Origin of the sequence: Streptomyces odontomachicola (assembly GCF_039605595.1) — a bacterium.
In the GTDB taxonomy this organism is placed as follows: domain Bacteria; phylum Actinomycetota; class Actinomycetes; order Streptomycetales; family Streptomycetaceae; genus Streptomyces.
Genome location: NZ_JBCFOK010000006.1, coordinates 179,487 through 191,661, shown reverse-complemented (window position 1 = coordinate 191,661; position 12,175 = coordinate 179,487). Strand labels below are relative to the sequence as shown.

Genomic DNA, 12,175 nt, shown 5'->3' with positions numbered 1-12,175 from the left:
CTCCGTACCACCGGACGGGGCGTCAACCGTACGTCCGTGACCCGGAGATGAGCGTAAGCAGCCATGCCGGAAATACAGCACAAATTACGGTCACAGCATCACAACAAGTGCTCACTCCTCCTCGGAGCCGCCGGGCTCCAACGCCGGTGAGGAGAAGCCGAGTTGCCTGGTGCACTCGGGGTGTGCCACCTCGTGTTCGGGTGTGGGCTCCAGGCAGCGGGAGCCCACCAGCGAGAACGCCAGCGCCGCACCCGCCACGCACAGCCCCGCGCAGATCAGCATCGCCGTGCCGAAGCCGCGGTCCACGGCGGAGGGCGAGGTGTACGCGCGCCCCGAGAGGCCGACGGCGAGCGGCAGCAGCGCCACGATCAGCAACTGCGCCGTACGCGCCGCCGCGTTGTTGACGCCGCTGGCGATGCCGGAGCGCGACACCTCGACCGAGGCCAGCACGGTCGCCGTGAGCGGCGCCACGAACAGGCTCATGCCGAGGCCCTGCACCACCACGGCGGGCAGCACGTCGACCGCGTAGGAGGAGGAGCCCGGACCGATGCGGCGCATCAGCAGCAGTCCGGTGGCGGTGATGAGCGGGCCCAGCGTGAGCGGCAGCCGGGGCCCGATGCGCTGGGCCAGCGCTCCCGAGCGCGCGGAGAGCAGCAGCATCAGCAGGGTGACCGGCAGCGTGGCCAGCCCCGCCTCCAGCGCGCTGTATCCCGCGGCGATCTGGAGCTGCACGGGGAGGATGAAGAACACGCCGCCGATGGCCGCGTACAGGCACAGCGTCACCACGTTCACCGACGTGAAGAGCCGGGAGGAGAACAGCTCCGGCTGCACCATCGCGTTCGGCCGGCGCAGCTCCACCCGTACGAAGGCGAAGCCGGCCAGCACCCCGAGCACGGCCGGGACCAGCACCGTCGCGGGCGTGAACCCTCCGGCCGCCTGGATCAGCGCATAGGTGACGCCCGCGAGGGAGAGCGCGGCGAGCCCGGCGCCCAGCGTGTCGAAGCGGCCCGTGGCCCCGGTGTCCCGGCTCTCCGGCACATGGCGCAGGGCGATCAGGACGACCACGGCCGCCAACGGCAGGTTGATCAGGAAGATCCAGCGCCATCCCGGGCCGTCCACCAGCCAGCCGCCCAGGAACGGGCCGACCGCACCGGCGACGCCGCCGAGCCCCGACCACGCGCCCACCGCCTTCGCCCGGTCCTCCGCGCGGAACGTGGACTGCACGAGCGCCAGCGAACCGGGCGTGAGCAGCGCGCCGCCCACGCCTTGCAGCGCCCGCGCCGCGATCAGCACGCCGCTGTCCGGCGCCGCCCCGCACAGCGCGGAGGCGGCCGCGAACCAGACGACCCCGGTCAGGAAGACCCGCCGCCGCCCGAACCGGTCGCCGAGCCCGCCGCCGAGCAGGATCAGCCCGGCGAGGGTGAGCATGTACGCGCTGACGGTCCACTGGAGGACGGCGAGCGAGGCGTCCAGGTCGCGGCCGATGGTGGGCAGCGCGACGTTGACGATCGTGCCGTCCAGCAGGGCCATTCCGGAGGCCAGCACCGACGCGCTCAGCGCCCACCGCCCGGGCGCCGAGGCCAGCCGCACCGAACCCGCGCGGCCACCCGCGCCCTGGCTCGGTCCCTCGCCCCGCTCACCGCTTCCGGTCATGAGGGAACCATGGCACGAGGCACTGACAACGGCCCCGTCCCGTGTCCGGCCGAGTGGCCCGCGGGCAGCCCTGACGCCGGATACGCGCACGCCGCGGACACGCACGCCGGACGCACGCCGCGCTCATTCCCGTACGGGAGCCGGAGCCTCGCCCCGTACGGGATCCGGTACATCGGCTCGTACGGAAGCGGATACGCCGCCCCGTACCGGCGCCGGCCGCTCCGTCGTGCTGGTCACGGCCGCGGTGCCGGACTCCGGGGTGGCCGCCTCGATGCGCTCCAGCACCTCCAGGACGTGGAAGGCGAAGTCCGCCGAGGCGCGGTGCGGGCCGCCGTCGAGGTGCCGGGCGAGGTCGGCGACGCCCAGCGCGCGGAACGGGGTGCCGGGCGGCGGCGCGGTCGGCGGGATCACCGGGTCGAGGTCGCGCCAGGCGTCCTCGCCCCGTCGGCGGATCCGTACCGGGAGGTCGAACTGGTTGGGGTCGGGGAGCTGGAGCGTGCCCTCGGTGCCGTACACCTCGATGTGCGGGACGCCGGTGTCCCACACGTCGAAGCTGTACATGGTCGTGGCCAGCGCACCCGAGGCGAAGCGCAGCACGGAGGTGACATGCGTGGGCACCTCCACGTCCACGTGCTCGACGCGGCGGTCAGGGGCGGTCACCGCGATCCGGTCCTCGGCGCGGGTGCCGGCGCCCATGACCTCGGTGACCGGGCCGAGCAGGTTGACCAGCGCGGCGAGGTGGTACGGGCCCCAGTCCAGCACCGGACCGCCGCCCGGCTGGAAGAGGAAGGAGGGCTCGGGGTGCCAGCTCTGCGCCTTGGAGGAGCGCACGAAGCTGGTCGCGGCGAACGGCCGCCCGATCAGGCCCTCGTCGACGGCGGCACGCGCGGTCTGCCCCGCGGCGCCGAGGAAGGTGTCGGGGGCACCGCCCAGCACCCGGCCCGTCTCGGCGGCCGTCGCGATGTTGCGGCGGGCCAGTTCGACCGTGGCGGCCAGCGGCTTCTCGGTGTAGACGTGCTTGCCCGCGCGCAGCGCCGCGTCGGTGAGCGGGGCGTGGGCGCCGGGCGGGGTGATGTTGACGACGATGTCGAGCGAGTCGTCGGCGAGCAGTTCCTCGGTGGTGCCCCACGCGGGGATGGACCACTGCTCGGCGGCGGCGCGCGCCCGGTCCTGGTCGAGGTCGGCGACCCGTACGACGGGCAGCTCGGGAATGCCGGAGAGCCCTCTCGCGTACGCCGTGAAGATGGTGCCGGTGCCGAGGATGCCGACGGTGAACTTCCTGCTCTCGCCCATGAGGTGACTCCTGGCCACTAGGGGCCACGGCCTCCCGGCGCGAACGGTGTGCGGGGCACGCACGCAATCGTGTGCGGGGCACGCATCGGTGCGCGGAGGGCCGTGGCGACGGTTGTGTCCCGGGACGAGAGCACCGCCGCGAAGCTGCGTAAGAAGGAACCACCGCCGGAGCGCGGGAGTCAAGAGGTCGTCATGGGGCGGATGGTGGGGGCCCGTCGCCGGCGCCGGCCGCGACGCGGTCCGCCGCGCCCCGGTCCCCCGCCCTCCGCATCAGCGCCGTGATGCCGTCGGGGGACAGCGCGTGCTCCACCGCGAGGACGCCGCCGCCCAGGCAGCCGGCGTCGGCCGCCAGCCTGCCGGGGCCCAGCGTCAGATGGCGGGTGGCCAGCGGGAGGGCGCGGCGGTAGACCACCGACCGTATGCCCGCGACGAGTTCGTCGCCCGCGCTCGCGAGGGCGCCGCCGATCACGATGCGCGCCGGGTTGTAGACGTGCACGAGCAGCGCCACCACCTCGCCGATCGGCGCGGCCGCGTCCCGCAGCACCCGGAGCGCCGCCGGATCGCCCTGCCGGGCCAGCGCCGCGAGGTCCGGAGCGCCGCCGCCGGAACCCGCGCCCCCGCGTACCGCCGCCAGCCGCGCCCGCATCGCGGCGCCCGAGGCCGCGGCCTCCACGCAGCCGGTGTTGCCGCAGTGGCACACGGCGCCCTCGGTGCCGGGCGCCGGGAGGTGGCCGATGTCGCCGGCCGCGCCGTCGGCGCCGCGGTGCAGCGCGCCGTCGGCGGAGACCAGGCCGCCGCCTATGCCGGTGCCCACCTTCACGTACAGCAGCGGAAGCTGGTCGGCCGGCAGGGTCCTGGCCTCGCCGAGCGCCATCAGGTTCACGTCGTTGTCGACCAGTACGGGGCAGCCCAGCCGCTCCTCCAGCTCGGCCCCGACCGGGTGGCCGTCCCAGCCGGGCATGATCGGCGGGCGTACGGGGGCGCCGGCCGCGTGGTCCACGGGCCCCGGCAGGCCCACGGTCGCGGCACACAGCGCGCCAGGCCCGCTCCCGGCGCGCGCGAGCAGCCCCCGCACCTCCTCGGCGACCCGCTCCAGCACGGGCGAAGGCCCCTCGGCGATGTCCATGGCGAACTCGGTGCGCGCCAGCGGCCGTTGGGACAGGTCGGCCAGCCGCACCCGGGCGCTGTGCGCGCCGATGTCGGCGACTGCGACGAGCCCGGCGCGCGGGTTGAGGGACAGGCGCAGCGGCGGGCGGCCGCGCCCCGCGCGCAGCACGGCCCCGCCCTCGGTGACCACGCCGGACGCGATCAGCGCGTCCAGGTGCCGGGTGACGGTGGAGCGGGCGAGGCCCGAGGCGGACACGAGCTGGGCGCGGTGCACGGCGCCGCCCGAGGCGATGAGCCGGGCCAGGGTGGAGTAGAGCAGTCCGCCGCCGTCGCGGAAGCGCAGTTCGGGGACGGTGAGCCGGGGCGCGGGGCCGGTGTCTGCGGTGGGGGCCGGTCTGTCCATGCCGGGCAACGTACGCCCCGTACCGGTCGGTTGAGTACCCCAATTCGCCTCTCAAGATGCAGTTTTCTTTCTCTTGCCAGCCATATTCCGTCGCTCTACCGTCCATGACCGGGACGAGGGACACCGTTCGGCGAAGTGCGCACCCCCACCGCACGAGTCGAAGGGAGGGCGGCCTGCATGGCTCCGCCCACCGCACCACAGCAGGAAGCACGGCCCCGCGCCGCGATCGTCGGCACGGGCATGATCGGCGAGGTGCACCGCAGGGCCGTGCGCGCCGCGGGCGGCGAGCTCGCCGGAGTGCTCGGATCAACTCCCGCGCGGTCGCGCGCCGTTGGCCGGGCATGGGGCACGCACGCGTACGCCGACCTGGACGAACTGCTCGCCGACGGCGCGGTGGACGTGGTCCATCTGTGCACGCCCAACCACACGCACGCCGGCTTCGCGGGCCGCGCCCTCGCGGCGGGCAGGCACGTCGTGTGCGAGAAGCCGCTCGGCGTGTCCGGCGCCGAGGCGGAGGCGCTCACCAGGGCCGCACGGGACAGCGGGCTGGTGGCGACGGTTCCGTTCGTGTACCGCTACCACCCGCTCGTACGGGAGCTCCGGCGCAGGCGCCAGGCGGGCGAGTTCGGCGACTGGAACCTGCTGCACGGCAGCTACCTCCAGGACTGGATGCTCTCCCCCGAGGCGTCGGGCTGGCGCGTGGACCCTCAACGCGGCGGTCCCTCGCGGGCGTTCGCCGACATCGGCTCGCACTGGTGCGACCTGGTGGAATGGGTCTCCGGCGAGCGTTTCACCGAACTGACGGCCGCCTCCTCGGTGGTGACGCCCGAACGCCCCGCCGGCGACGGCCCGAAGACCCCCGTGCGGACCGAGGACTGCGCCGCGCTCCTGCTCCGCACGGCCCGCGGCGTCCTCGGCTCGCTGACCGTCTCCCAGGTCTCGGCGGGCCGCAAGAACCGGCTGTGGTTCGAGCTGGACGGCGCGGCGGGCAGCGCCGTCTTCGACCAGGAGCGCCCCGAGACCGTCTGGCTCGGCGGCGGCACGGCGGCGGACGGCGACCGGGTGCTGCACCGCGGCGAGGCCGCGCCGGGCACCGAGCACGCCCGCCTCTCAGCCCTGCCTCCCGGACATCCGCAGGGGTACGCGGACTGCTTCGCGGCCTTCGTGGCGGACACGTACGCGGCGATCGCGGGCGTCGCAGGCGCCGCGGGCACCCCTGGCGCCACCGGCCTCGCAGGTGAACTGCCCGAGGGGCTGCCGACCTTCGCGGACGGGCTGCGCGCCGCGCGGCTGGCCGACGCGTTCCTCTCCTCATCCCGTACCGGCAACTGGACGAAGGTGACCGCCTGATGAAGCTCGGATTCCTCACCGCCTGCCTCCCGCAGTGGGAGCTCCCGCAGATCGCCGAGTGGGCCGCGGCCCACGACTACCGCGCCCTGGAGGTGGCCGTCTGGCCCGGCACCGGGGGCCGCGACTTCGAGGCCGCGCACCTGCCGGTGGCCTCCTTCACCGGGCGCGAGGCGGAGGCGGCGCGCGCCCTGTTCGACAAGCACGGCCTGGAGCTGTCGGCCCTCGCGTACTACGAGAACAACCTGCACCCCGACCCGGCACGCCGCGAGGAGATCCGCACCCACCTCAAGTACGCGATCGACGCCGCCCAGTCGCTCGGCGTCCCCTACGTCGGCACCTTCGTGGGCCGCGACTGGAACCGCCCGGTCGCCGACAACCTCCGCGAGGCCGAGCGGATCTTCCCCGGGCTGGTGGAGTACGCGGGCGAGCGCGGCGTGAAGCTGCTGATCGAGAACTGCGTCATGGAGGGCTGGCACCCGGACGGCTACCCCGGCAACCTCGCCTATTCGCCGGAGCTGTGGGAGTGGATGTTCTTCCTGGGCCTCTACCTCAACTGGGATCCCTCGCACCTGACATGGATCGGCGTCGACCCGGTGGAGACCATCGCGCCGTACATCGACCGCATCGTGCACACCCAGGCCAAGGACGTCGAGCTGCGGCCCGGCGACCGCCAGCGCTACGGCCACTTCGGACCCGCGCTGGACCGGAGCGGCAACCCCTTCGACATGGGCTGGTGGCGCTACCGGGTGCCGGGGCTCGGGCAGGTCGACTGGCCCTCCGTGATCGACCGGCTCTACGAGCACGGCTACACCGGCACCGTCTCCGTCGAGCACGAGGACCCGGTCTGGAGCGGCACCCCCGAGAAGGTCACCAAGGGCCTGGAGATCGCCCACCGGACACTGAGCCCGCTCCTCGTGGACTGATCACCGCCCACCTCGCGTACGTACGGGCCCCGGCACATGCGCCGGGGCTCCGACCCCGCCTGCCTGCAAAGGAGTTCGCCATGCCGCAGACTGCCCCGTCCGCCGCCCTCTCCGTCCAGCTCTACAGCGTCCGCGACGCGCTCGCCGCCGACCGGGACGGCACGCTCAAACGGCTCGCCGCGCTCGGTTACCGCTACGTCGAGCCCTTCGGCCTGGGCGACTGGCGTACGCCGCCCGCCGAACGGGCCGCGCAGGCCCGCGCCCTGCGGGACGCGCTGGACGCCGCCGGGCTCGGGGTGTCCTCGCTGCACGCCGCGCTCGCCGAGGGGGACCCGGCGCCGCTCGCCGAGGAGTGCCGCATCCTGGGCGCGGACACCGTGTTCGTACCGGTACCCGAACTGGTCCAGGGCTTCGAGCGCGAGGTCTTCGAGGACCCCGCGCGCCTGGCGGCCTTCGCCGGGCGGCTGAACGCGGCGGCCCGCGGGCTCGCTGACCACGGCGTACGCCTCGGCTACCACAACCACGAATTCGAGTGGGTCACACTGCCCGGCGGCCGCACCGGATACGAGGCCTTCTGGGAGCACGCCGACGACCTGCTGCTGGCCGAACTCGACGTGTACTGGGCCACCGTGGCGGGCCAGGACCCCGCAGCTCTCCTCCGGGGGCTGGGCGCACGAGCGGTCGCCGTCCACGTCAAGGACGGCCCGGCCCGCCGCGGAGCGCCGCAGACACCGCTCGGCACAGGCGATGTGGACGTGCCCGCTGCCCTGGCGGCCGCGCCCCAACTGACCTGGCACATCGCGGAGATCGACACTACCGACGAGGACGTCTTCACGCTGCTGGAACGCAACCGCGCCGCGCTCCTGGCCCAGGGCCGCACCACGGCCTGAGCCTCCACGAGCCCAGTCCAGCACTCCCCAGCCCTTCCCCGTACGTACGCAGGCTTTCAGGTTCCAGGTACGCAAGGAGGCGTTCCATGGCCGTCAGCACACCCCCTGCCGGGCCGCGGTCCGGCAGGGCCGAGACGTCCGCCGCGCCCCGCAGAGGTCTGATCACCGCGATGGCCGCGGCCCAGGCCGGGCTCTACATCGCCCTGCTCACCCCGGTGTTCTCCGCACTCGCGCTGAAGATCCAGACGATCGTCCCGCCGCAGGAGCAGGTCGCCGCGCTGGCCACGGTCAGCAGCGCGGGCGCGGTGGCCGCCTTCCTCGCCAACCCCGTCTTCGGGCGGCTCAGCGACCGCACGACAGGACGTCTGGGGCGCCGCCGCCCCTGGATGGCGGGCGGCGTGCTGGGCCTCTTCGCCTGCCTGGCGGTGATCGCGCTGGCGCCGAACGTGCTGGTCATGACGGTGGGTTGGTTCTGCGCGCAGGCGTGTGCCAACGCCGCGCTCGCCGCGTACCTCTCCTCGATGGCGGACCAGGTGCCGCCCGCGCGGCGCGGCAAGGTGTCCGGGCTGATCGGCCTGATGCAGAACGCGGGCATGCTGGCCGCCGCCTACGCGGGCCACTGGCTGGGCGGCAGCATGCTGCTGCTGTTCCTGGTGCCGGGAGTGATCGGACTGGCGGCCGTGTGCGTGTACGCGGTGGTGCTCCCGGACAAGCCGCTGAGCCGGCGGCCCGCGCGGGAGGGCGGGGTGCGCACCGTGCTGCGGACGTTCTGGGTGAGCCCCAGGCAACACCCGGACTTCGCGTGGGCGTTCGCGTCGCGGTTCCTGATCATCCTGGCCTCGTACATGTTCACCACGTACCGGCTGCTCTATCTCCAGCAGGAGTTGCGCCTCCCGGCCGCCGAGGCCACCGGGGTGATGGCCACCGGCGTGCTGATCTACACCCTCGTCCTCATGGCCGGTTCGCAGGCGGCGGGCTGGGCCTCGGACCGGCTGGGCGGACGCCGCAAGATCTTCGTGGGCACGGCGACGCTGGTCTTCGGCATCGGCACCGCACTGCTGGTGCACGTCGATTCGGTGTCCGGCTTCTACGTGGCCGAGGCGGTCCTCGGTCTCGGGTACGGGGTCTACATCGGCGTGGACCTGGCCCTCGTGGTCGACCTGCTGCCCGACCCCGACAACGCGGCCAAGGACCTCGGCGTCTTCAACATCGCCAACGCGGGTCCCCAGGCCCTCGCCCCGGCGGTGGCAGGACTGCTGGTCGGCGTGGGAGGCGGCCAGCACTACGGCCTGATGCTGACCGTGGCGGCGCTGGTGTGCGTGGCGGGGGCGTTGGCGGTGGTGCCGATCCGGTCGGTGCGCTGAATCCGGTGCGCCGAACTCGGTGCGCCGAACTCGGTGCGCCGAACCCGGCGCACTGACCCCGATGCGCCGAACGCCGTCACCACCTGGGCGCCTGCGGGGTGTCCGGCGCAAAACACCCCGCACACCCCGCAGTTCCTGCACCATCACGCCGCCCTTCATGCCTCCGTACGCTGTGCGATCCCTCACTGTCAGGGCCGTTCCCCGCACCTAGGGTCGGTGCGCTGGTCACGAGGTCGCGGGAGGGTCCCGGGGCCGGGAGGGAGCACCGTGCGCGCAGCGGCAGGCGAGTTGGACATCCTGGGCATCGGCAACGCCATCGTGGACGTGCTCGCACACGCCGAGGACGAGGTCATCCAGGGGCACGGGCTGCCCAAGGGGTCGATGACGCTGATCGACGCGGAGCGCGCCGACGCGCTGGACGCGGCGCTCAGGAGCCCGACCACCTCACCGGGAGGCTCCTGCGCCAACACCGTCGCGGCCGCGGCGTCGTTCGGGTCCGAGGTCGCGTACATCGGCAAGGTGTGCGCCGACCCGCTGGGCGAGTCGTTCACCCGGGACATCCGCGCTGCCGGGGTGCGCTTCGGCACGGCGCCGCTGGACGGCCGGCCCGCCACCGCGCGCAGCGTCATCATGGTGTCGCCCGACGGGCAGCGCACCATGAGCACCTACCTGGGCGCCTGCGCCGAGCTCGGCCCCTCCGACATCGACCCCGAACTCGTCGGCAGCGCCCGGGTGACCTGCCTGGAGGGCTACCTCTGGGACCAGCCGCGCTCGGCAGAGGCGTGCAACGCGGCCATCGAGGCGGCGCGCGCGAACGGGCGGCGCGTGGCGCTGACGCTCTCCGACACCTTCTGCGTCGAGCGGCACAGGGAGGAGTTCCTCGCCCTGGTCGAGGGCGGCGCCGACGTGCTGCTCGCCAACGAGGGCGAGCTGTGCGCCCTGTTCGGCACCGAGAACGCCGAGGAAGCGCTCGAACGCGCCGCGGCGCACTGCCCCTCCACCGCCGTGACCCGCGGCCCCAAGGGTTCGGTGGTCTCCTACGGCGACGGCTTCCACGAGGTGCCGGCCGAGCCGGTGGCCGAGGTCGTGGACACCACGGGCGCGGGCGACGCGTACGCGGCGGGCTTCCTGCACGGGCTGGCCCGCGGCCTGGAGCCCCCGGTGTGCGCCCGGCTCGGCTCGATCGCGGCGGCCGAGGTCATCTCGCACGTGGGCGCGCGCCCGCAGGTGAGCCTGGCCGAGCTCGCCGCACCCGCGCTGGAGGGCTGAGAACGACCGTTCTCCCAGGCGGAATCAGCGTCCTCCCGGCCCAAGGCGAGAGGCGGACGGAGGCGTCTCCCCCGGTCAGAAACCGGATGCCACGGTTTCTCACTCTCGGCTACGGTGACACCACCGTCCGTCAACCGCCGCACCCGGCAGGCGCCTTCACACCCGTACGCCCCGACCGGGCACCGGTGTGTGCGCCCGCCACGGCGTGACCCGCCCACCACAGGGAGGAGACGCACATGCCCGGACAGCGGCGCAGGGTCTACGAGATCGTCGAGCCGGACAGGCCGAGCTGGTGGCGTGCCAACCGCCACAAGGTCATGTTCTTCCTCGGCTGCCTCGTGACCTACCTGGTCCTCCACTCCTGCAACGGCGACCTGACCCTCACCCGGCCCGCACACGACCCGAAGCCCGCGCCCCACTCGGCCCCGGCGGCCGTGAGCGAGTGACACACCGCCGGTGACACCGGGCCCGGGCAGCACGAGGGGCGCCGTCCAGCCGGGCGGCGCCCCTCGCTCACGTCCCCGCCCGCTCACATCTCCGCGAGCGCCTTCTCCAGTCCGCGCATGACCCCCGTACGCCAGCCGCCGCCCATGATCCCGCGGGCGCGCTGCTGGAGCGGGTCGCCGGGGTCGAAGCCCTCGTGCGCGAGGAAGAGCCGGGTGCCGGCCCCCTCCGGCTCCAGGGTCCAGGTGATCGTCCAGTCCACCTCGACGCCGTTGGCCGGGTCGGCGTCCCGCCAGCCGATCCGCAGCATCGACCCCGGCGCGAAGTCCAGCACCTCGGCCCGTACGGACCCGGAGAAGCCGGTCGCGGGGACCGCCCCGGCCTCCATGGTGTAGACGTGCCCGCGCTCCAGGCGGAAGTCGCCCGGCATGAACCACCGCGCGATCAGCTCGGGTTCGGTCAGCGCGCGCCACACCTTCTCCGGCGGATGCGCCAGGAACTGATCGACCCGCACGGCCGTCGGGTCCTCGCCCGCGTGCTCTTCACCCATCACGTTCCGCCTTTCCTCCGCGCCCACCCTCGGCGCTCCCACTGCCGGCGCTCTCGCCCTCGTCCATCTCGTCCAGCACGTCCCGCAGCGCGGTCAGGTTCTCGCGCCAGTAGCGCTCGAACGGGCCGAGCCAGTCGCGCACCCCGGCCAGCGGCTCCGCCTCAAGGCGGTACAGCCGCATCCGCCCCGACCTGCGCTCGCTGACGAGTCCCGCATCCCGAAGCACCCGCAGGTGCTCCGAGAGGCTGGGCCGCGCCATGTCGAAGCGGCTCGCCAGCTCGGCCACCGGCTGCGGGCCCTCCTCGCGCAGCCGCCGCAGCACCTCGCGGCGTACGGGGCTGGCGAGGGCCGTGAAGACCTGGTCCGGCGCACTGTTCATGGAGGCGAATATAGGTAGGAGATTCCCTACCTGTCACATGGATCATGGTCGGGCGCGGGGCGCGGCCCCGCACCGTTCGCGGGTGCGCGGGGGCGGCGACTACGTTGGAGACAGGAGCAGCCCCGTACCCGAAGGACCCGGGAAGGTGAGCGGCATGGCACTCGGACACGAGCCGACCGAAGAGGTGTCGGTGCAGGTCAGCGGCTGCCACAAGGAGGACGCGCAGACCCTCTTCGCGGTGCTCGGCGGCGCGTACGCCTGCGACCGCGAGCAGGGCAGGGAGCCCGAGGAGACGCCGGGGCCGCACCACACGGTCTGGTCCTCGGCCTACGAGGTCGGCGAGCCGAAGCGGCACCCCGAACCGACCGTGCTCCAGGGCACGGTGACCGCCGACGTGCAGGGCGCGCCGCGCGCGGTGAGCAGGGTCAAGGACACCCTGGGCGAGGCGTTCGCGGTGCGGGTCGAGGGCCTGACGGCGGGCGACCAGGAACAGGAGCTGCGCCTCAGGCTGGAGACCAGCAGCTAGCCGCAGGCCCCTGAGACCGCCTCA

12 protein-coding genes are annotated in these 12,175 nt (G+C 73.8%); 7 read left to right on the top strand and 5 right to left on the bottom strand.

Annotated features, from left to right (window positions below):
- Positions 1 to 111: 111 nt before the first annotated feature.
- The 3 genes from ABEE00_RS13235 to ABEE00_RS13225 form a co-directional block, all read right to left on the bottom strand.
- Positions 112 to 1,653 (bottom strand): DHA2 family efflux MFS transporter permease subunit, encoded by a 1,542-nt coding sequence (locus ABEE00_RS13235; RefSeq protein ID WP_345745604.1) that lies wholly within the window; start codon positions 1,651 to 1,653, stop codon positions 112 to 114.
- Between the two features lie 123 nt (positions 1,654 to 1,776).
- A complete protein-coding gene (locus ABEE00_RS13230; protein WP_345745603.1) occupies positions 1,777 to 2,946 on the bottom strand; it encodes a Gfo/Idh/MocA family protein in 1,170 nt (389 codons plus the stop codon).
- Positions 2,947 to 3,136: 190 nt separating this feature from the next.
- Positions 3,137 to 4,456: an ROK family transcriptional regulator gene (locus tag ABEE00_RS13225; protein ID WP_345745602.1), complete on the bottom strand. Its 1,320-nt coding sequence runs from the start codon at positions 4,454 to 4,456 to the stop codon at positions 3,137 to 3,139.
- 177 nt (positions 4,457 to 4,633) lie between these two features.
- Between ABEE00_RS13225 and ABEE00_RS13220 the strand changes: the two genes are divergently transcribed.
- The 6 genes from ABEE00_RS13220 (at position 4,634) to ABEE00_RS13195 (ending at position 10,698) form a co-directional block, all read left to right on the top strand.
- On the top strand, positions 4,634 to 5,806 hold the full coding sequence (locus ABEE00_RS13220; RefSeq protein WP_345745601.1) for a Gfo/Idh/MocA family protein: 1,173 nt from the start codon (positions 4,634 to 4,636) through the stop codon (positions 5,804 to 5,806).
- A complete protein-coding gene (locus ABEE00_RS13215) occupies positions 5,806 to 6,729 on the top strand; it encodes a sugar phosphate isomerase/epimerase family protein (protein WP_345745600.1) in 924 nt (307 codons plus the stop codon). The genes ABEE00_RS13220 and ABEE00_RS13215 overlap by 1 nt, the downstream gene beginning before the upstream one ends.
- Positions 6,730 to 6,809: 80 nt before the next feature.
- The gene (locus tag ABEE00_RS13210) at positions 6,810 to 7,619 is read left to right on the top strand and encodes a sugar phosphate isomerase/epimerase family protein (protein ID WP_345745599.1); all 810 of its coding nucleotides are present in this window, start codon (positions 6,810 to 6,812) and stop codon (positions 7,617 to 7,619) included.
- A gap of 86 nt (positions 7,620 to 7,705) precedes the next feature.
- The gene (locus tag ABEE00_RS13205) at positions 7,706 to 8,983 is read left to right on the top strand and encodes an MFS transporter (protein WP_345745598.1); all 1,278 of its coding nucleotides are present in this window, start codon (positions 7,706 to 7,708) and stop codon (positions 8,981 to 8,983) included.
- 267 nt (positions 8,984 to 9,250) lie between these two features.
- On the top strand, positions 9,251 to 10,252 hold the full coding sequence (locus tag ABEE00_RS13200) for an adenosine kinase (protein ID WP_345745597.1): 1,002 nt from the start codon (positions 9,251 to 9,253) through the stop codon (positions 10,250 to 10,252).
- Between the two features lie 236 nt (positions 10,253 to 10,488).
- Entirely contained in the window at positions 10,489 to 10,698 is a 210-nt protein-coding gene (locus ABEE00_RS13195) for an SH3 domain-containing protein (RefSeq protein ID WP_345745596.1), read from the top strand.
- A gap of 83 nt (positions 10,699 to 10,781) precedes the next feature.
- Here the strand turns inward: ABEE00_RS13195 and ABEE00_RS13190 are convergent, their stop codons facing one another.
- Together ABEE00_RS13190 and ABEE00_RS13185 are read right to left on the bottom strand one after the other, a co-directional pair.
- A complete protein-coding gene (locus ABEE00_RS13190; RefSeq protein ID WP_345745595.1) occupies positions 10,782 to 11,246 on the bottom strand; it encodes an SRPBCC family protein in 465 nt (154 codons plus the stop codon).
- Positions 11,239 to 11,625 carry an ArsR/SmtB family transcription factor gene (locus ABEE00_RS13185; RefSeq protein ID WP_345745594.1) on the bottom strand — a complete coding sequence of 129 codons (387 nt, stop codon included), beginning with the start codon at positions 11,623 to 11,625 and terminating at the stop codon, positions 11,239 to 11,241. Before ABEE00_RS13185 ends, ABEE00_RS13190 begins: the two co-directional genes overlap by 8 nt.
- Before the next feature lie 154 nt (positions 11,626 to 11,779).
- Between ABEE00_RS13185 and ABEE00_RS13180 the strand changes: the two genes are divergently transcribed.
- Complete coding sequence (locus ABEE00_RS13180) at positions 11,780 to 12,151, top strand: hypothetical protein (RefSeq protein WP_345745593.1); 372 nt, start codon at positions 11,780 to 11,782, stop codon at positions 12,149 to 12,151.
- Positions 12,152 to 12,175: the final 24 nt, after the last annotated feature.

What these genes read in the sequence shown, in the direction of transcription:
- ABEE00_RS13195 (WP_345745596.1), top strand. Translation starts at nt 10,489, where the DNA reads ATGCCCGGACAGCGGCGCAGGGTCTACGAGATCGTCGAGCCGGACAGG.
- ABEE00_RS13205 (WP_345745598.1), top strand. Translation starts at nt 7,706, where the DNA reads ATGGCCGTCAGCACACCCCCTGCCGGGCCGCGGTCCGGCAGGGCCGAG.
- ABEE00_RS13215 (WP_345745600.1), top strand. Translation starts at nt 5,806, where the DNA reads ATGAAGCTCGGATTCCTCACCGCCTGCCTCCCGCAGTGGGAGCTCCCG.
- ABEE00_RS13235 (WP_345745604.1), bottom strand. Translation starts at nt 1,653, where the DNA reads ATGACCGGAAGCGGTGAGCGGGGCGAGGGACCGAGCCAGGGCGCGGGT.
- ABEE00_RS13180 (WP_345745593.1), top strand. Translation starts at nt 11,780, where the DNA reads ATGGCACTCGGACACGAGCCGACCGAAGAGGTGTCGGTGCAGGTCAGC.
- ABEE00_RS13230 (WP_345745603.1), bottom strand. Translation starts at nt 2,946, where the DNA reads ATGGGCGAGAGCAGGAAGTTCACCGTCGGCATCCTCGGCACCGGCACC.
- ABEE00_RS13220 (WP_345745601.1), top strand. Translation starts at nt 4,634, where the DNA reads ATGGCTCCGCCCACCGCACCACAGCAGGAAGCACGGCCCCGCGCCGCG.
- ABEE00_RS13210 (WP_345745599.1), top strand. Translation starts at nt 6,810, where the DNA reads ATGCCGCAGACTGCCCCGTCCGCCGCCCTCTCCGTCCAGCTCTACAGC.
- ABEE00_RS13190 (WP_345745595.1), bottom strand. Translation starts at nt 11,246, where the DNA reads ATGGGTGAAGAGCACGCGGGCGAGGACCCGACGGCCGTGCGGGTCGAT.
- ABEE00_RS13225 (WP_345745602.1), bottom strand. Translation starts at nt 4,456, where the DNA reads ATGGACAGACCGGCCCCCACCGCAGACACCGGCCCCGCGCCCCGGCTC.
- ABEE00_RS13185 (WP_345745594.1), bottom strand. Translation starts at nt 11,625, where the DNA reads ATGAACAGTGCGCCGGACCAGGTCTTCACGGCCCTCGCCAGCCCCGTA.